This is a genomic window from Lactococcus nasutitermitis (assembly GCF_018403765.1).
GTDB classification, from domain to species: Bacteria; Bacillota; Bacilli; order Lactobacillales; family Streptococcaceae; genus Lactococcus; species Lactococcus nasutitermitis.
The window spans coordinates 145167-162443 of sequence record NZ_BOVQ01000006.1; the positions used below are offsets into that span (position 1 = coordinate 145167).

Here is a 17277-nt window from a genome sequence, read left to right on the forward strand (position 1 = left end):
ATTCAGCTTTCAAAGCCGTCATAACCTTTTTCTTCTAAAATTTTCTTTAATTTTTTGCGTGCGCGGTAAAGATTGACTTTGATTTTACTGACCGAAAATCCTGTTTTCTGCGCAATTTCGTTGACAGACAAATTTTCATAATAAAATTGTGTCAAAAGCTTCGCATCTTTTTTTGACAGTTTTGTCAAAAGTTCTGACAGGTCAATCGTCCGTTTTTCCTCGGCAAATTCTGACAAACCACGTCCGATTTCTTCAATAATCTGCGCATATTTGCTCGCGCGTCGATATTTATTGATGTAATTTCGGATAGACACGCGATACATGAACGCACGTAATTTTCGTGGCTCTATCAACACGTCCAAATCCAGCAGTATCACAATCGTATCCTGCACCGTATCTTCGGCATCTTCTAGTGATGCTCCCCGCGAAACGAGGTACTTCGTGATTTCCACAGCATAATGAGTGACGTCTTGCTCATAATCTTTGATGTTCACTTTTTCCTCCTTTCACATATATAACAAATGAACTTTCAGTTTGGTTACAGTTTATTTTATCAAAAATATGGTTTTAACGTATTATACAAAAACAATACCAGAACAACTATTTTTTACAAGTGTTTTGTGTTATAATTGTTGTACATAATTTAAGAAAATTATAAGTATTTTAAGAACAGGTTTTTAGGAGAATAAATGAAGGAGTTTTGGAGTCTCAATCGGAATCTTCAGTTGAGGATTGTGATAGTATTTTTAGCAGCCTTCTCATATGGGACGGTTTTTTCGTCAATGACGATTTACTATAATCAGCACGTGGGAGCAACGATTACAGGGGCTTTTCTTGCTTTATCAGCCTTGGCAACTTTCGTAGCAGGACTGCTGGCGGGCTATTGGTCGGATAAACATGGCCGCAAACCTGTGATGACTTCCGGCACTTTTATCCAAGCTGCAGGTGCTCTCGTAGCGCTTTTTTCAAATCTTCCTCATCATGTCAATCCTTGGACGACTTTTATCGGTTTTCTGTTGATAAGTTTTGGCTTCAATCTTGATGTGACGAGCGGTTCAGCGATGATTATTGATGATTCGACGGCTGAAAATCGGAAAGTCGTGTTCATGCTCAATTACTGGGCGCAAAATCTTTCAGTCATCATTGGAGCTGCGCTCGGTGCTTGGCTGTTCAAACCTGCATTTTTGGCATTACTTGGAATTTTGCTCACGACGATTATTGTGATGCTCGTGATTATTATCTTCATGATAACAGAAACTTTCACACCAGTGAAAGACAAAAAGCCTGAGAATATCTTTAAAAGTTATCGAAGTGTCGTGACAGATAAAACTTACATGATTTTTATGCTGGCAAATATCCTGACAACGATGATTATCATGCAGTTTGACAATTTTTTACCTGTGCATTTGTCAAATTCTTTCCAAACCTTAAGCGTTTTTGGATTTCAGATTTACGGACAAAGAATGCTCACGATTTACTTGATATTGGCTTGTGTGATGGTCGTTGTTTTGATGACAACATTGAACAAATGGACACACGCTTGGTCGCACCGCAAAGGCTTTATTTTTGGTAGTATTTTCATGACTTTGGGAATGATAGTTGCCTTTATGACGACAACTTTTACACCGATTTTCATTTCGGGGATTATTTACACTTTTGGCGAAATCATCTATACACCAAGCGCTCAATCACTGGGAGCAGACTTGATGGCTCCTGAAAAAATTGGTGCTTATAACGGAGTGGGAGCTATTCGTCAGCCACTTGCCAGTATTATCGCGGCTGGATTAGTTTCTATATCACCAATTATCAAGGCTTTTGGTGTGAGTTTAGTACTTGTCGTCACGGAAATACTTGCGATTACGCTATGTATGCTCGCTGTTGCACGACATCAGCAGAGAAAAGAGGGAGAAAAATGAAGGGGTTTTTTAATCTTCACCCAACGATTCGGGTAAGATTGATGATGAATTTTCTAGGAGCGCTGTGTTTCAGTACGGTCGGTGGCTCAATGACGATTTATTATAATAAATATATGGGCGCAGGTATCACAGGGATTTTACTAATTATTTCGTCCATCATGGTGTTTCTGGTCGGACTTTATGCGGGACATTTGTCAGATATGCGCGGTCGGCGTCCGATTATGCTCTTTTCAACGTTGGTAACAACGATTGGTGCAGCACTGGCAACTTTTTCAAACTCAAGTTTTTATTTTAATCCTTGGACGACTTTTTTAGGATTTTTGATATTGAATTTTGGATTTGGATTTTTTAATTCTGCAAGTCAAGCGATGATTGTAGATTTGACAACGACTGACAATCGGCGCACGGTTTATAGTATCCAATACTGGATTATCAACTTTGCGATTATGATTGGTTCTGGTTTGTCTGGCTGGTTTTTCAGAGATTATTTGGTTTGGCTTTTGCTGGCAATCACGATAGAGGAGTTTATCAGTTTTTTGGTGGTGCTTTTCGGGATTGATGAGAGTTTTAATCCCAAGGAAGTTCATGCAAAAGTAGAAACAAACATTATTAAAGCTTATTTTAGTGTGGCAAAAGATAGTGCTTTTATGTATTATCTGTTTGCTTCGATTTTTATTGCCATGATTTTTAATCAGGTAGATTATTATTTGCCGGTACATTTGAGTGATAGTTTTAAGGCAACACATTTTCTTGGACTTGAGATTTATGGGCAGCGAATGTTGACACTTTTCTTGATTATCAATACTTTTGTGATTGTTTTATGTATGAATGCTATGAATAAACTGACGAAAAATTGGTCGCGCCAAACAGGAATTGGACTTGGAATTGTGCTACAAGGGACAGGATTTGTGATTGCTTTTTTGGGACATAATTTTACTTGGGAAGTTGTCGCTGCGCTGGTTGCCACTTTTGGTGAGATGATTTTGGTGCCATTTTCACAAGCTTTGCGGGCAGACTTGATGGAGGGCGAGAAAGTTGGGACTTATACAGGTGCATTTTCTGTGACACAGCCGATTGCATCGGTGATTTCTGGTGTTCTAGTGTCCTTTTCGAGTATTTATGGCAATGATGGAATGGCAATTTTCATGATTGTGATTATTTTACTTGGCGCTCTCCCTGCGATTAAGGCAATTCGTTTGCATGAAAATTTGGTTTAAAAAAATGCTCAATCTCTGAGCATTTTTTTTAGGGTATCTCGAAAAGCAGTTTTCCGAGATGCCCTTTAGTAAATAACAATCAGCAAATCATTGGGATTAAAACTATCTCCTACTTTGAGAGAGGTCGATGTTGTTGTGTCCAAGATTTCTGTTGTGTTTGTTGTATTATTTGCTGAGCTGTCTTCACTTGCGACGTGAGTAACATTGAGCTTTTTGAGCTGGGCGATGCTTGTAGTGTAATTTTCGTTTAAAAGTCCGTTAGGAAGTTTGACTGATTGCGCTGTGGTTGATGTGCTGGCTTTTGTTTTTTGCTCTTGCGTCTGTAGTTTGTCATTGACTGTTTTGAGATTTTTGCTCTGTGCATTATATTTGCTTTGCAAAATGTTGAGAGATTTTGATACGGCAGCTGATTTTTTATTGAGTGAAGCTAATGTTGCACTGTTTTTCTTGTTAATTGAAGCAATCGCGGAGCTATCTTTGCTTTTTTGTGAAGAAAGTAGAGATGAATTTTGTAGCAGATTTTGCTTATAAGTGTTTTGTGCGTTAGCAAGGTTTGAACTGTCTGCTTTTTTTATGCTAGTTATTTTGTTTAATAATGTACTGTTTTTGCTGGAAAGTGAATGATTTTTATTTGCAGAAAAACCAACGACTACAAGGCTTGTCAGCAGAAAAACAGAGAGTATTCCAATAATGATTTTCGTTTTCATAGTGCAACTATATCATTTTTAGAATACGAAGTCAATGTTATTTTGTTAAATTGGGAAAATGACGAAAACCATGACGTCCCAGATAGCGTGAGAGATGACGATTGTGAGGAGATTTCGGTTAAATTTGTAGAGTAATCCCCAGAATATTCCGCAAATGAGTGCTGCCATGACGAGCATGAAGTTAAAGCTCCAGATGTGAATGCTGGCATAAATGAGTGTTGCGCTGGCAAATCCGAGCCAAGGTCCCCATTTTTCAGAAAGTCGTTCCATGACGAAACCGCGCCAGAAGATTTCCTCGGCAGGACCGATGATAAATAGGAGAAGAAGTGCGATGATGACACTATCGCTCCCAGCTTTTAGCCCATAAATAGCATTGACTTGTGGTGCAGCGAAGTTGAAAAGATGAACAGACAGAAAGTTTCCAATCCAGAAAACAAGCCACATGAACAGTGCTGAGACAAATCCGATGATAATATCGCGAATGGAGAAGTGAATATTTTTCCAGAATTTATTACCAGAAATGAGGCTGAGAATGATGAGGAGACTTCCGGAAATAGTCATCGCCAGCCAAAAATTGATGTGTGTTTTCGTCCAAGGGCTGAACATGATGAACCAGAGAACGGCAGCAGTTAAGATAATGTAGGGAAGTTTAATTTTATTTGTATTTTGCATGATAATTTTTTTGACAGTTCTGTCAAAAATTCTGACAGACTGTTTTTTCTAATTTTGATATTTTTGATAAAGCTATCAAAAAATAATGGCAATGATAATGGCGATAATTAAGGTCAAACTCACGAGGAGTTGAAGCTGAGCAGTTGATTTGTCAAGGTCTTTAATCGCTGAATTATCAGTAGTTGCCTGATTGACCATTTTTGTATTGCGAATGGCGATAGGCAGAGTAATCAATGACAATAAGCTCCAAATCGGAAGTTGCGCAAGAAGAACAGAGATGACAATGACGAGATAAGATAGATAAGTCAAGAGATTATAATAAATAATCGAATTTTTCACGCCGAGAATACTGGCAAATGTATGAACACCAGCATTCGTATCATTTTGAATATCGCGCAAATTGTTGGCATGAAGGACATTAACAGTGATGAAAGCAAAATGCACACTGATAAAAAAGAGTGCTCCAGAAAAATGCTGTGTCATCACATAATAAGTTCCGCCCATAATTATCGGGCCATAAATCAGAAAAATTAACAAATCACCAAGCGCAATCGCCTTGAATTTGCGATAATATACAGAACCTAATGTACCAAAAATTCCAATCGCAAGAAGTGGCAGACCAGATTGGCTCACAAGGAAAAGTCCGAGAAGAATACCGAGCGTCGTCATCGTTCGTCCAAAAATCAGCACTTGTTTTGGCGAGAAACGTCCGCTAGTCAAGATATCATTGCCGACGACAGCGCCCGCCTTATCCACACCACGTTTGTAGTCGTGATAGTCGCTTAGCAGATTGCCACCGGCTTGGTAGATAATCGAACCCAAGATAGCAATCAGTCCTAAAGCCCAGCGATTGCTGTATTGAGGCTCTTCGAGGAGGACAAAGAGAAATGTAAATAAAGTCGGCAAAGCGGTCACAACGAATGACCAAGGGCGCGTGGCAATAAACCAGTCCTTGAAAGTAAGTGTATAAGTCATAATTTCCTTTTTGAAAGAGTTTTTACTTGTTAAATTATATCAAAAAATAAGACGTATCAGAAAGATATTATCTCACAGAATATTTTGAGCAAAAGAGGGGAGAGCAGATGATTTTGGGAGATTTTGTGGTAAAATAAGACTATGAGAGTTGTATCAGGAAATTATGGCGGACGTCCGCTAAAAACCTTGCCAGGAAAGACAACGCGACCTACGACAGATAAAGTCAAAGGGGCGATTTTTAACATGATTGGGCCTTATTTTGATGGTGGACTGGTGCTGGATTTATTTGCTGGCTCTGGTTCTTTGTCGATTGAGGCAGTATCGCGTGGAATGGATGAAGCAGTCTTGGTTGAGCGGGACAGGCAGGCGCAAGCGATTATTTTGGAAAATATTCAGATGACCAAAGAAGCAGAGAAATTTGAATTGATGAAAATGTCTGCTGAAAAGGTTTTGACAATGTTGTCAAAAAAGTTTGATTTGATTTTGCTCGACCCGCCTTACGCAAAAGAACAGATTGAGAAAAATTTATTGATAATGCAGGAACGAGAACTCTTGTCAGCAACTGTGACAGTCGTCTGTGAGACAGATAAATCTGTCGAATTATCAGAAACGATTGGCAATTTACATTTAGTGAAGCAGAAAATCTATGGTATCTCGAAAATTTCAATTTATGAGTTTTGATATAGGATAGTCGTTGCGAGCTTGCTCGTTTACGAATATGCTAGGATTTTTGACAGTTCTGTCAAAAACGCTAAAATAGGGAAAATATTTTTGACGAAACTGTCAAAAACTTTATGACGAAAGAAAAAATATGACAGAAAAAATTGCTTTATTTACGGGGACATTTGACCCGCTGACAAATGGACATTTGGATATTATTATCCGCGCAGCAGCGCTTTTTGACAGACTCTATGTTGGTATTTTCAAAAATGACCAAAAAAATCCCCTTTTTTCAACGGCTGAACGTGTCAAAATGCTCAATGATACGCTAGAAAATTTGACAGAACTGTCAAATGTCAGAGTCATCACACACGAGCGAGAATTGACAGTCAACATTGCCAAAAAACTTGGAGTGACAACACTTGTGCGTTCCATCAGAAATTCGACAGACTTAGAATACGAAAAAAATATGTTCTATTTCAATCATGAAATGACAGGGATTGAAACCGTCATTCTCCTAGCAAAACCAGAGTTAGAACCACTCAACTCTACCAGAATGCGCGAACTCACCAGCCTCGGTCAAGATGTCTCCCAATGGGTGCCAAAAAACATAGCTGAAGCCATCAAAAATAGGAAAAAAGTATGAAAGAAAATAAGAAAAAACGCAGCCTGATAAAGACACTTGCCCTGATTTTAATTCCAGTCCTTATCGTTATTGCCCTCGTTGTCCCTACAAATTATTACCTCGAAGTTCCCGGCACGACACAAGCGCTCAACACGATGGTAAAAGTCGAAGGACACAAAGATACATCTAAAGGAAATTTCTTTCTCACGACAGTTGAGATTGTGCGGGCGAACGCATTGATGATGATTTATGCTCAGTTCAATCACTTTGCAACGATTTATAGTGCGCAAGATTTGACGGGCGGCTTGTCAAATTCACAGTACAATCTTGTCAATCAATTTTATATGCAAACAGCGCAGAACACAGCTGTGTATCAAGCATTTAAATTGGCAAATAAACCCTACAAAATGGAATACGACGGTGTATATGTGATGCAAGTCACAAAAAACTCCACATTTGCCAATAAACTCCAAATCGCAGATACGATTACAGCAGTCAACGGCAAACATTTTACTTCCTCAAAAGAAATGATTGCTTATGTTGCCAGCCAAAAAGTTGGAGAAGCTGTCACACTCAACGTCACACGCATTGACGGCAAAAAGCACACAGCAACAGGAAAATTCATCAAACTTTCAAACGGCAAAACAGGAATTGGAATCGAACTTGTGGACCACACAAACGTGATAACCACCCCCAAAGTCACGATAGATGCAGGCAGTATCGGTGGACCAAGTGCTGGCATGATGTTCACACTCGAAACTTACACCCAGCTCACAGGCAAAAATCTCCGTCAAGGCAGAGAAATCGCCGGCACAGGGACAATAAATGACGACGGCACAATTGGACAAATCGGTGGCGTTGACAAAAAAATCGTCACCGCCAGCAATCAAGGTGCAAAAATCTTCCTCGTCCCAGACAGCGGCAGCAAAAAGCTAGCAGACAACAACTACCTCGCCGCCAAAGCCGCAGGAAAGAAAATCCACACAAAAATGAAAATTATCCCCGTCAAAACTATCCAAGATGCCGTGACATATCTTGAAACTGGGAAGGTTGATGATTAAAAGAAAAGCCAGCTATAAATGATAGCAGGCTTTTTCATTATTTAAGCAGTGTTGGCAGAATAGCAGCGAATTTTGAAATGATAATAATATCAAATGCTAAAAAAATTATCCACTTTAATTTAGATTTTTTCATAAAGAGCCTCTTTCTAATTTTTTACATTTCCCCTTATAAATTGTATAATAAATTAGAGATAAATTGAAATTTTTCGAATATAAGAAAAAAGGAAACGAAATGAAGAAAGAAAATGGAATAAATGAAAAGATTGGAGAAACGGTTGGCTTGATTAGACAAGCAAAGCATCTGAAACTTAGAGAAGTGACGAAAGGACAGTTTTCAGAGTCACAACTTTCAAAGTTTGAAAATGGCGAGACAGATATTACCGTTAGCAAATTTTTTGATGTTTTAGAAAACTCAAATACCTATCTGGATGAGTTTCAGCAGATTTATAATGAATACGTATCAAATGAAGAAGAAATTCTGCAAAAAAAACTTGCAGAACTCTATGCTAAAAAAGATATTAAGGGTATCAAAGAAATTTTGGATTTTTGGGAGACAAAAATCCAAGAAAATCCAGAACACAAATTCTATAAACTGAATAAGACAGTTTTAAAAATTATTCTTGCAATGGCTCAAAATTCAAAACCATTTGAAGAAGATATTGACTTTTTGATGACTTATCTGGACTCTGTCAGTGATTGGGGACGCTATGAAATCTGGATTTTTGGAAATTGTTTACGTTTTTTTGATAATAATGCTTTAAAAAATTATGGACTACTCATTTTAGGAAAAACAGAATTTTATAGTTCTATTCACCTTAATCAGCAAATGGTTATTCGTACATTTTTAAATTTGATTGACACTTTTTTACGTCATGGCAATCTCGTACTCGCGCTAAAATACATCAATCATCTTGATAAAATGACAATTAAAATTGATTTCTTCTATGAAAAAATTATTCTCAATTATCATAAAGCTCATTATCGGACACTTCAAAATCAAAAATCTGGTATTGAAGAAATGAAAAAATGTGCCAGCACTCTTGAACAATATGGTTACAGAGAAGAAGCTCAAGCACTTTATCAAGAAATCGAAAATTTATAAGTGATTTTCATATATTCAAAAAATTTTTTAGACAAACTTAAATAATGGTTTAATAAGTATATCAATAGAGGAAAGCAATAAAGTTCTAATTTGTATTTACCTTGAACTTCTAATTTATGATTTTTAAGGAAAAATTTGATATTATCCGAAAGGTTAGGTTATGAATAAAAAGTTTTACTACTCGCCCCATCTTGCTTGGCAGATTGAACCTAAGACTCAAGTAGTTTATATCTTAGATAAAAAAACAATAAAATGACGCTCTTAGAGGATTCGGCAAAAGAAATGTGGATGCTTATTTCTAAAAATCGAACATTACGCATAATTGTTGAAGAACTCACAAAATTATATGAAGTTGATAAAGAAGAGTTACAAGATGAAGTAAGTGATTTTATTGCAAATCTTTTGGGTAAAGGACTCATTTATGAACTCTGAATTTATGAAGAAAGACCTTTATGAGCTGGCTTCAGAAAATAAGACTTTACTTTCGGCTACTATTGAATTAACAACACGTTGTAATTGGAGATGTAAGCATTGCTATATTCCTGAATATACACAAAAAGGACTAAGTGCGAAAGAACTTGATAAATTATTTGATGATTTGAGGAGAATGGGAACTTTTGAATTAGTTTTCACAGGCGGAGAAATTTTTATGAGAAAAGATGCCATGGAAATTATTGAGAATGCGCGTGCCCATTTCTTTGATGTGAAACTTTTTACTAATGTTTCTTTGTTGGACGAAGAAAAGATAAAAAGACTTGCAAAAATTCATATTTCTCAAATATCTTGTACTTTATTTTCTTTGCAAGAAGAAATTCATGATCATATTACTACTGTAAAAGGCTCGCTTCATGCAACCTTGAAAAACTTAGCACTATTGAAAAAATATGGTATAAGTGTTGAAGTTAAACAGATACTTATGAACATCAACCAAGATTGCTTGGAAGAAATAGTTGCATATTGTTCTGAATCGGGTTTTAAGCATTTAGCGACAACAAATATTTTTTATCAAACAGATGGTCAGACAAAACCAGCTAATTATAGAGTTGATAATAATTATTTACAAGATAAGTTAGTTCAAATTGATGAAATTAGAAATTTTATGTGTTTCTCAAAAAATGACAGTATGTACGTATGTAATGCAACTCGCTGTTCATGTACTATTGAAGCAAATGGAAACTATCTTGCGTGTAATAATTTAAATCTGCCTTTAGATAACATTCTAGATACGTCTATACATGATATTTGGAAAGATAATGTTGTGTTACAGAAAATTCAAGCTAAAAAACAAAAAGATTTAGGATTTTGTAATGCTTGTTCTGTTAAGGAATATTGCGCACGTTGTAGCAGAATTGCATTATTGGAAGATAAGGATTTATGGGGGTGTTCTACTTCGTCAAAAATACTTGCAAAGGTAAGGTTTGACAATAAAGATAAGTATGACAACCTAGAAAAAATAAATCACCTTTGTTAAAAAGGTACAATAGAAAGAGGTTAAATGATGAAAAAAGCATTTAGTAAACCAACAATGACAGAAGTTTCAACTAGAAACAGCATTGTATCGAATAAAAGTGCTGAATGTAGTGGAGCTAGCGCTCATATTGTGGCACAAACTAAAGAATGAAATACGAGCAACGAGAATTTTTATTCTCGTTGTTTGTAGTTTGGAGAAGATTTATGAAAAATGCGAAGTATGATAGTATGAATCAGATTATAGAGTTATATAAGAGAGAGGGAGAGCTATTTTCAGTAACAATTGAGTTAACTTCTTATTGTAATTGGCACTGTGAACATTGTTATTTTGATAATTATACAATAAAAGGATTTTCTCTTTTTCAATTTAAAAAATTATTGGGTAATTTAAGAGAAATGGGAGTGTTTGAATTGGTAATAACAGGCGGAGAGGTTTTCTGTCATCCGCAGGTGATGGACATGATAACAATTGCCCGAGAAATGTTTTTTAACGTAGTAATTTACTCAAATATTTCTATCTTGAATGAAGAAAAAATAAAAAGATTAGCGCAGTTGGAAATAGATTATATATCTTGTACAGTTTTTTCTCTTGATGAGCAAATACATGATGAAATTTCGCAAACTAAAGGAGCATTGAAAAAAGTTTTAAAAAATATTGAATTATTGCAAAGATATGGAATTGCTGTAGCAATAAAAACACCAATCATGAGAAAAAATTATTATGCATATGTAGAATTAAAACAGTTTTGTGAGGAAATGAATATTGCGTATAAAGTTGATGCTCAAATCGTTCCGAAACGCTCGGAGTATTTAACAGGTAGTAATTTGTCTCTTTCTTTTAATCAATTGTGTGAAATACAAGAGGATATAGATACGATTAATGGAACAATTTTAATAGATAAATCTAAAAATTATAAAACTTGTCAGTCTCTTGAAGTTTCAATATACATTACTTGTACTGGAGAGGTACAGCCATGTTCTTTATACAATAAAAGTCTTGGAAATATTAATTCAGAAAATATAAAAGATATCTGGAAGAGTATTCGTAGAAGAGTGCTCGCTACTTATAGTTTAGCTAACAGTAAAAATTGTTCAAAATGTGCATTAATTAATTATTGTACACAATGTCCTGGAATAGCATTTGCGGAAAGTGGAGATTCAACTGTTTGTGCGCAGATTTGCCAAAGGACAGCTCAAGCGAGAAAGGTTAAAAATGAAACAGTTTATTAGACCGATTAGATTGTATATTGTTGCTGTATTTATTTTAGTTGCGTTGTCTTATGTTGCTCAAGCGTTAATTCCTTATTTTACGCAAGCTTTACTTAGACGAGAATTTTTGTTCGCAATGATTGGATATATTGGTTGCACGGTTTTTTATTTACTTTGTAATTATTTATCAATGCGTTTAGAATGGCGCTATGGAATTGTTTTTTCCACGAGCTTAAAAAATACTTGGTTTAATCAATTATTGGCTATGCCACAAGGAAAATTTTCAAAACAAAAAGTGGCAGAGTATGTTTCTTATCAGGCTAACGATTTAGATGCTTTGGAAAAAGATTACTTAGCACCATTATTCAGCTTTTATCAGCAAATTATGAAAATGGTTATTTTTGCAGTTATTATCAGTCAAACAGTCAATATTTGGGTAGCTTCTATTTTATTTATTACTGCATTATTGACGATACAAGTTCCTAAAATAATTGGAAAACGTACTGCTGCAAGACGAGATGCTTACTTAAAAAGTCAAGGAGATTATTATGCTAAATTAGAAGATTTATTAACAGGTCACCATTTAGTAAATGATGAAACGGAAGAAAATTTTCAAAAAGTACAACAAAAATCGTTGGATAATTTGCAAACGCACTATTTAAAATATGGATTGTTAAAGGCATTTGGAATCATCATGAACGCTTCATCTTTTAGTTTAACAGGGATTGTACTATTTATTTATCTCGTTTTCGCTCTTTCAACAAGGCGACTCTCTATTCCAGAAGTTGCTGCGAGTTTGAGCTACATCACAGCATTCTCAGAGCCAATGACGGAGTTATTATATGATATTCAAATGTTGGAGTCTATAAAAAATGTAAAAAAGAATTTTTTAGAAATTGTTTCCCAAGTTCAATTACCTAAGAGAGCGATAAAATCGTTTGATAAGATTGAAATTCAAAGCTTGAAGAAAGTAGTAGGAAATACTCAGCTGGATATTCCAGAACTTATGATTAAAAAAGGTGAAAAGATAGCGGTTATTGGGGAAAATGGTTCGGGGAAAAGTACATTTTTAAATGTCTTGAATGGCACAGATGATGAATTTGAGGGAAAAATTTTCGTAGATGGTAATGAAATCAAGAATTTGGATGGTGCATTTGCCAAAATTTTACAGGCAGAACATACTTTCCATGATACTTATAAAAATAATGTCACGATTTTTGGGAGCTATCAGGAAAAGGTGAGTGATACTAAAAGTGAGGTCTCTGCGACAACATTATCAGGCGGGGAGAAACAAAAGATGTATCTGACACGTGTAACAAATCAAGAGTCTCCACTTGTCATATTGGACGAACCTTTTTCTGCTTTGGATTACTATCAATTTGAGAATGAACTTCAAAAAGTTCTCCAATTACCAGCAACAGTAATCATGACGATACATCAAAAAGATGAATTTTTAGGAAAATTTAACCGCATTTTGAAGTTGGAAAAAGGAAAAATTGTTGAATCTTAACAATGACAAACCTCTTGCTGAACATAGAAGGAGAAATATGAAAAAAATACTTACAAATAATAAACTACTCACGATTTTTCTCATGTTTTTATTTGGAAATTTGTCAAGTGCGACTTTAACTTTCATGATTTCGTGGACAGTTTTAAAACAAACACATCAAGCCTCTCAATTTGCTTTAATTTCTACGATATCGTCTGTTGTTATGCTTGTTACAATGCCTTTGGTTGGGATTATCGTTGATAAATATAATCACAAGAAACTTCTTTTAGTTGCGCAATGTTTTAGTATTTTTGTTTTGCTCATTTTTATCATCCAACCTTTTCAGAATTTACTTGCTTACATTCTTTTTTCTGTAGGGCTTGATTTGGGAGATTTATTATTTTCTATCACGATGTACGCTTCAGTAAAATCCCTCTCTGAAGAAAAACAAGAAATGTCACAAATAAATGGAATTGAACAAGGAGTAGGAGCATTATTTGCCATTATTTCGCCTGGATTAGCTGGTGTTTTTCTTACATTTATAACTGTGAAATCATTTTCTTGGCTTGAAATATTTTGTGAAGCTGTTGTTATTTTGATGGTTTTGAGACTTAATTTTAAAGAAAAGAAAACAGTACGAAAAAAGACCGACAAAGAAGATGAAAAGTCATCTTATAAAACCGTTTTTAAACTTTTGAAAAAGAAATCTGCACTGCTTATCATTGTGGGAATTTTAATTGCTCTTAATTTTCTGCTGGGTTCCATCAATGTGGGAATTCCTTTTATGCTCAATCATAGATTTCATGGAAATACTATTATTTTAGGTATCGTGCAACTTACTTTTCCAGCAGGTATCATTGTAGGAAGTTTTTTGACTCAAAAACTTCAAAAATATTTTATTTTTAAAGTATTAAAAATTTCTTATTTCTCTTGTGCTTTTGTCATCTTAGGTTTTGGCATTGTTCTTGCTTTAATGCTAAAAAATATGATTGTTATAGTTGCTTGTCTTGCTTTACTCATGCTTTTGATTGGACTAAGTCTGGGAATTTCTCGCGTACCTATGATGACATTTGCTCAAAATAATATTCCAGAAGAAATACAAGGTAGAGCATTTACGATTATTGATACTTCCGCACAAATTCTTGCTCCAGTTGGGTTGATGTTTTATGGATTATTATTTGACCATTTTCAAGGGCAGTGGATTTACTTGATTTCCGGTGTATTGATGATTTTAGCAATTACTATTGGTTTCCGATTTGTTGATAAAGTGGATAAGGAGGATTATGTTTTTTGAAACTTAGAAAATTTAAAATAAAAAACCGATGTTTTAATCGGCTTTTCTTATTGTTTAAAACTTAAAGTTGGTCACGCAAGAGCTGTTTGATTTCATCAATACGTGGTTGACGTGGATTAGCTGGTGTGCATTGGTCATCGTAAACGAGGTCGGCAAGTTTGTCAAGTTCGCGTTCGAGATGGTCTTTCTTGACACCATTTCCTGTCAATGTGATATCAATATCAATAGAATCAGTCAATTTCTTGATTTCTTTAATCAAGCTGGCTACGAGTTCTTCATCAGTTTTACCGGTAAATCCCATGAAACGTGCGATGTCTGCATAGTCTTTTTGAGCTGTGTAAACTTCGTAACGTGGATATGGTGTGCGTTTTACATTACCAGTTACCGCGTTGAACTTGATAACGTGTGGCATTGCGATAGCGATAGCAAGTCCGTGAGGAAGTCCAAATTCACCACCTGTTTTGTGGGCAAGTGAGTGGTTGATACCGAGGAAAGCATTGGCGAATGCCATACCAGCGATAGTTGCTGCATTATGGACGTTTTCACGTGCTTTTTGTCCTTCTTTTGTAGGGTGTGCTGGGTCATAGTTGTAAGAAGCTGTCAAGTTTTCAAAAATGAGTTTGATAGCTTGGAGTGACCAAGGACGAGTATAATCAGAAGCCATAACTGACACGTAAGATTCAAGCGCGTGTGAGAGGGCATCAATACCTGACCAAGAAACAGTACGTTTTGGAACTGTCATAACGAACTCAGGGTCGTTAATCGCAACTTGTGGTGTGAGTTGATAGTCAGCAAGTGGGTATTTAACGTGAGTTTCGTCATCTGTAATAACGGCAAACGGAGAAACTTCAGAACCTGTACCAGAAGTAGTAGGGATAGCAACCATTTGTGTTTGATGTGGATGGTAGAATTTGATGATACGTTTACGAATATCAATGAATTTTTGGGCGAGTTCTTCAAAGAGATGTTTCAAGGCTGCATCATCTTTGATATCTACTTCGCCACGACTTGCATATTCATAAATCAAACGACCAATCTTACCAGCATCAAGGGCAGACCCACCACCGATAAGGATAACTGTATCAGGTTGAGAATCGTTCATTTGACGAGCGATTTCGATAGCTTGGCTCAATGTTGGGTCAGGTTGAACAGAACCGTAGATTGTTGTTTGAACTGGCTCATTGCGAAGTGCAAGTTGTTCCAACACGCGGTCAACGAAACCGAATTTGACCATACCTGGGTCAGCAACGATAAAGGCTTTATGCACGTGTGGCAATTCTTGTAAGTAAGAGATTGCATTTTTTTCGTAGTAGATTTCTTTTGGCACGCGAACCCATTGTGGGCGATTACGACGCTTTGCCACTGTTTTAATATTCAATAGATCATATGTACTCAAATTGTGTGAGAGTGAATTTTTACCCCATGAACCAGTTCCTAATGTAAGTGATGGACGCATTGCATCTGTGTAGATATCTCCAACGCCACCGATTGAGTCAGGTTGGTTAATCAATACACGAGAAGCTTCGACTTTTTCGCCATATTCTTTGACGAATGGGTCATCCATTGCACCGATTTGCAATGCAGCATTGTGTCCGGCACCTTGATAAGCAAGGAGTGCGCGGACGATTTCTACACCTTCATCGCGAGATTCTGCTTTATAGATAGAAAGCAATGGAGAAAGTTTTTCAGATGAAAGAGCTTCGCCGATATTTTTCTTGTCAAGTTCAAAGAGGATAACGTCTTTATCAGCAGGAACTTTAACGCCAGCTTGTTCAGCAATCCATTTACCAGAACGTCCAGCGACAGGACCTGTCACACCGTAGCCATCTTCACGTTTTACGAATACGAAGTCTGCAAGAGGTTTGTAATCTTTCTTAGGAAGAAGATAAGCACCTTGTTCTTGCATTTTCTTCATGAATTCATCGTAAACTTCAGCTGCAACGACAGCAGAGTTTTCAGTGGCACAAATCATACCATTGTCAAAACGTTTTGAAAGAAGTAAATCTTCAACGGCACGTTCAACATTAGCAGTTGCGTCAATAAATACAGCACCATTACCAGCACCAACACCGAGTGAAGGATTACCAGATTTGAGTGCGGCATTGACCATACCAGGACCACCAGTAGCAAGGATTGTTGCGATACCAGGGTTTTGGATAAGGGCGGTTGTCATGTCAAGACTTGGAACTTCAATCCATTGGATAAAGTTTTCAGGTGCACCGGCTTCAACGGCTGCTTCGTAAACGATTTGTGCAGCGTGAGAAGAACATTTTTGCGCTTGTGGGTGGAAGGCAAAGACGATAGCATTACGTGTTTTCGCTGATAAGAGTGATTTGAAAACAGCAGTTGATGTTGGGTTCGTTGTTGGAACGATACCAGCGAGGACGCCAAGAGGACTTGCGATTTCAACAGAACCAGCGACTTTGTTTTCACGAATGACGCCGACTGTTTTATCGTTTTGAATGGCGTGGAAGACAGATTCTGATGCGAAGTGATTTTTCGTATCTTTGTCTTCAACAACACCACGACCAGTTTCGTTGACAGCTTCGTGTGCGAGTTCAAGTGAATGTTCACTTGCGGCAAGTGCCATAGCGGCAACGATTGTGTCAACTTGTTCTTGTGTGTAGCCTTCAAACTTGAGGACAGCTTCGTGTGCTTGTTTGACAAGTTTGTCAGTGTAAGTGACAGCTTCTTGGAATTTTGCTGCTTTTTCTTCAGCAGTTAATTCTTTTTTGGGAGCTGCTTTGGATTGGGTTTTTGTAACCATGAATTCTTTTTCTCCTTGTGATTTATTTCACGTTATTATTTTAACAAAGTTTTTTTGCTTTGTCAAGTGTTATTGTGATAATTTTTACAATTTTTTTGATAAAGTTTTTTTGA

At 36.4% G+C, this 17277-nt stretch carries 17 protein-coding genes; 12 read left to right on the forward strand and 5 right to left on the reverse strand.

Annotated elements, in window-relative coordinates; all coding sequences use genetic code 11:
* Positions 1–2: 2 nt before the first annotated feature.
* Entirely contained in the window at positions 3–494 is a 492-nt protein-coding gene (locus KJS36_RS08070; protein WP_213536407.1) for an RNA polymerase sigma factor, read from the reverse strand.
* A 195-nt stretch (positions 495–689) separates the two neighbouring features.
* On the opposite strand from KJS36_RS08070, the gene KJS36_RS08075 reads away from it, so the two are divergent.
* Together KJS36_RS08075 and KJS36_RS08080 are read left to right on the forward strand one after the other, a co-directional pair.
* Positions 690–1916, forward strand: coding sequence for an MDR family MFS transporter (locus tag KJS36_RS08075; protein WP_213536408.1), 1227 nt, complete (start codon positions 690–692; stop codon positions 1914–1916).
* Complete coding sequence (locus KJS36_RS08080; protein WP_213536409.1) at positions 1913–3133, forward strand: MDR family MFS transporter; 1221 nt, start codon at positions 1913–1915, stop codon at positions 3131–3133. Before KJS36_RS08075 ends, KJS36_RS08080 begins: the two co-directional genes overlap by 4 nt.
* Positions 3134–3198: 65 nt before the next feature.
* On the opposite strand, the gene KJS36_RS08085 is transcribed toward KJS36_RS08080, so the two are convergent.
* The 3 genes from KJS36_RS08085 to KJS36_RS08095 all read right to left on the reverse strand — a co-directional run bounded on the left by KJS36_RS08085 (position 3199) and on the right by KJS36_RS08095 (position 5487).
* Positions 3199–3840, reverse strand: coding sequence for a hypothetical protein (locus KJS36_RS08085; RefSeq protein ID WP_213536410.1), 642 nt, complete (start codon positions 3838–3840; stop codon positions 3199–3201).
* Positions 3841–3885: 45 nt separating this feature from the next.
* On the reverse strand, positions 3886–4512 hold the full coding sequence (locus KJS36_RS08090; protein ID WP_213536411.1) for a CPBP family intramembrane glutamic endopeptidase: 627 nt from the start codon (positions 4510–4512) through the stop codon (positions 3886–3888).
* Positions 4513–4587: 75 nt separating this feature from the next.
* Positions 4588–5487 carry a prenyltransferase gene (locus tag KJS36_RS08095; RefSeq protein ID WP_213536412.1) on the reverse strand — a complete coding sequence of 300 codons (900 nt, stop codon included), beginning with the start codon at positions 5485–5487 and terminating at the stop codon, positions 4588–4590.
* 141 nt (positions 5488–5628) lie between these two features.
* Between KJS36_RS08095 and rsmD the strand changes: the two genes are divergently transcribed.
* The 10 genes from rsmD to KJS36_RS08140 all read left to right on the forward strand — a co-directional run bounded on the left by rsmD (position 5629) and on the right by KJS36_RS08140 (position 14397).
* Positions 5629–6168, forward strand: a complete 540-nt coding sequence (rsmD, locus tag KJS36_RS08100) for a 16S rRNA (guanine(966)-N(2))-methyltransferase RsmD (protein ID WP_213536413.1) — start codon at positions 5629–5631, stop codon at positions 6166–6168.
* A gap of 130 nt (positions 6169–6298) precedes the next feature.
* Positions 6299–6793 (forward strand): pantetheine-phosphate adenylyltransferase, encoded by a 495-nt coding sequence (gene coaD, locus KJS36_RS08105; protein WP_213536414.1) that lies wholly within the window; start codon positions 6299–6301, stop codon positions 6791–6793.
* Positions 6790–7833 carry a SepM family pheromone-processing serine protease gene (locus KJS36_RS08110; RefSeq protein WP_213536415.1) on the forward strand — a complete coding sequence of 348 codons (1044 nt, stop codon included), beginning with the start codon at positions 6790–6792 and terminating at the stop codon, positions 7831–7833. The genes coaD and KJS36_RS08110 overlap by 4 nt, the downstream gene beginning before the upstream one ends.
* Positions 7834–8065: 232 nt before the next feature.
* Positions 8066–8935 carry an Rgg/GadR/MutR family transcriptional regulator gene (locus KJS36_RS08115; RefSeq protein ID WP_213536416.1) on the forward strand — a complete coding sequence of 290 codons (870 nt, stop codon included), beginning with the start codon at positions 8066–8068 and terminating at the stop codon, positions 8933–8935.
* A 252-nt stretch (positions 8936–9187) separates the two neighbouring features.
* Positions 9188–9367 carry a PqqD family protein gene (locus tag KJS36_RS08120; RefSeq protein WP_213536417.1) on the forward strand — a complete coding sequence of 60 codons (180 nt, stop codon included), beginning with the start codon at positions 9188–9190 and terminating at the stop codon, positions 9365–9367.
* Positions 9357–10406, forward strand: coding sequence for a radical SAM protein (locus KJS36_RS08125; RefSeq protein ID WP_213536418.1), 1050 nt, complete (start codon positions 9357–9359; stop codon positions 10404–10406). The genes KJS36_RS08120 and KJS36_RS08125 overlap by 11 nt, the downstream gene beginning before the upstream one ends.
* A 24-nt stretch (positions 10407–10430) precedes the next feature.
* On the forward strand, positions 10431–10556 hold the full coding sequence (locus KJS36_RS10910) for an SSH motif RaS-RiPP peptide (RefSeq protein ID WP_280520340.1): 126 nt from the start codon (positions 10431–10433) through the stop codon (positions 10554–10556).
* A gap of 53 nt (positions 10557–10609) precedes the next feature.
* Positions 10610–11635, forward strand: coding sequence for a radical SAM/SPASM domain-containing protein (locus tag KJS36_RS08130; protein ID WP_213536419.1), 1026 nt, complete (start codon positions 10610–10612; stop codon positions 11633–11635).
* Positions 11619–13124: an ATP-binding cassette domain-containing protein gene (locus KJS36_RS08135; RefSeq protein ID WP_213536420.1), complete on the forward strand. Its 1506-nt coding sequence runs from the start codon at positions 11619–11621 to the stop codon at positions 13122–13124. The genes KJS36_RS08130 and KJS36_RS08135 overlap by 17 nt, the downstream gene beginning before the upstream one ends.
* A gap of 37 nt (positions 13125–13161) precedes the next feature.
* Complete coding sequence (locus KJS36_RS08140; RefSeq protein WP_213536421.1) at positions 13162–14397, forward strand: MFS transporter; 1236 nt, start codon at positions 13162–13164, stop codon at positions 14395–14397.
* 61 nt (positions 14398–14458) lie between these two features.
* Here the strand turns inward: KJS36_RS08140 and adhE are convergent, their stop codons facing one another.
* Positions 14459–17164: a bifunctional acetaldehyde-CoA/alcohol dehydrogenase gene (gene adhE / locus KJS36_RS08145; protein ID WP_213536422.1), complete on the reverse strand. Its 2706-nt coding sequence runs from the start codon at positions 17162–17164 to the stop codon at positions 14459–14461.
* Positions 17165–17277: the final 113 nt, after the last annotated feature.

Excerpts from the sequence above, each read along its gene's own strand:
- KJS36_RS08125 (WP_213536418.1), top strand. The coding sequence starts at position 9,357 with ATGAACTCTGAATTTATGAAGAAAGACCTTTATGAGCTGGCTTCAGAA.
- KJS36_RS08090 (WP_213536411.1), bottom strand. The coding sequence starts at position 4,512 with ATGCAAAATACAAATAAAATTAAACTTCCCTACATTATCTTAACTGCT.
- KJS36_RS08075 (WP_213536408.1), top strand. The coding sequence starts at position 690 with ATGAAGGAGTTTTGGAGTCTCAATCGGAATCTTCAGTTGAGGATTGTG.
- coaD (WP_213536414.1), top strand. The coding sequence starts at position 6,299 with ATGACAGAAAAAATTGCTTTATTTACGGGGACATTTGACCCGCTGACA.
- KJS36_RS08115 (WP_213536416.1), top strand. The coding sequence starts at position 8,066 with ATGAAGAAAGAAAATGGAATAAATGAAAAGATTGGAGAAACGGTTGGC.
- KJS36_RS08140 (WP_213536421.1), top strand. The coding sequence starts at position 13,162 with ATGAAAAAAATACTTACAAATAATAAACTACTCACGATTTTTCTCATG.
- KJS36_RS08120 (WP_213536417.1), top strand. The coding sequence starts at position 9,188 with ATGACGCTCTTAGAGGATTCGGCAAAAGAAATGTGGATGCTTATTTCT.
- KJS36_RS08085 (WP_213536410.1), bottom strand. The coding sequence starts at position 3,840 with ATGAAAACGAAAATCATTATTGGAATACTCTCTGTTTTTCTGCTGACA.
- adhE (WP_213536422.1), bottom strand. The coding sequence starts at position 17,164 with ATGGTTACAAAAACCCAATCCAAAGCAGCTCCCAAAAAAGAATTAACT.
- KJS36_RS08110 (WP_213536415.1), top strand. The coding sequence starts at position 6,790 with ATGAAAGAAAATAAGAAAAAACGCAGCCTGATAAAGACACTTGCCCTG.
- rsmD (WP_213536413.1), top strand. The coding sequence starts at position 5,629 with ATGAGAGTTGTATCAGGAAATTATGGCGGACGTCCGCTAAAAACCTTG.
- KJS36_RS08095 (WP_213536412.1), bottom strand. The coding sequence starts at position 5,487 with ATGACTTATACACTTACTTTCAAGGACTGGTTTATTGCCACGCGCCCT.
- KJS36_RS08135 (WP_213536420.1), top strand. The coding sequence starts at position 11,619 with ATGAAACAGTTTATTAGACCGATTAGATTGTATATTGTTGCTGTATTT.
- KJS36_RS08130 (WP_213536419.1), top strand. The coding sequence starts at position 10,610 with ATGAAAAATGCGAAGTATGATAGTATGAATCAGATTATAGAGTTATAT.
- KJS36_RS10910 (WP_280520340.1), top strand. The coding sequence starts at position 10,431 with ATGATGAAAAAAGCATTTAGTAAACCAACAATGACAGAAGTTTCAACT.
- KJS36_RS08080 (WP_213536409.1), top strand. The coding sequence starts at position 1,913 with ATGAAGGGGTTTTTTAATCTTCACCCAACGATTCGGGTAAGATTGATG.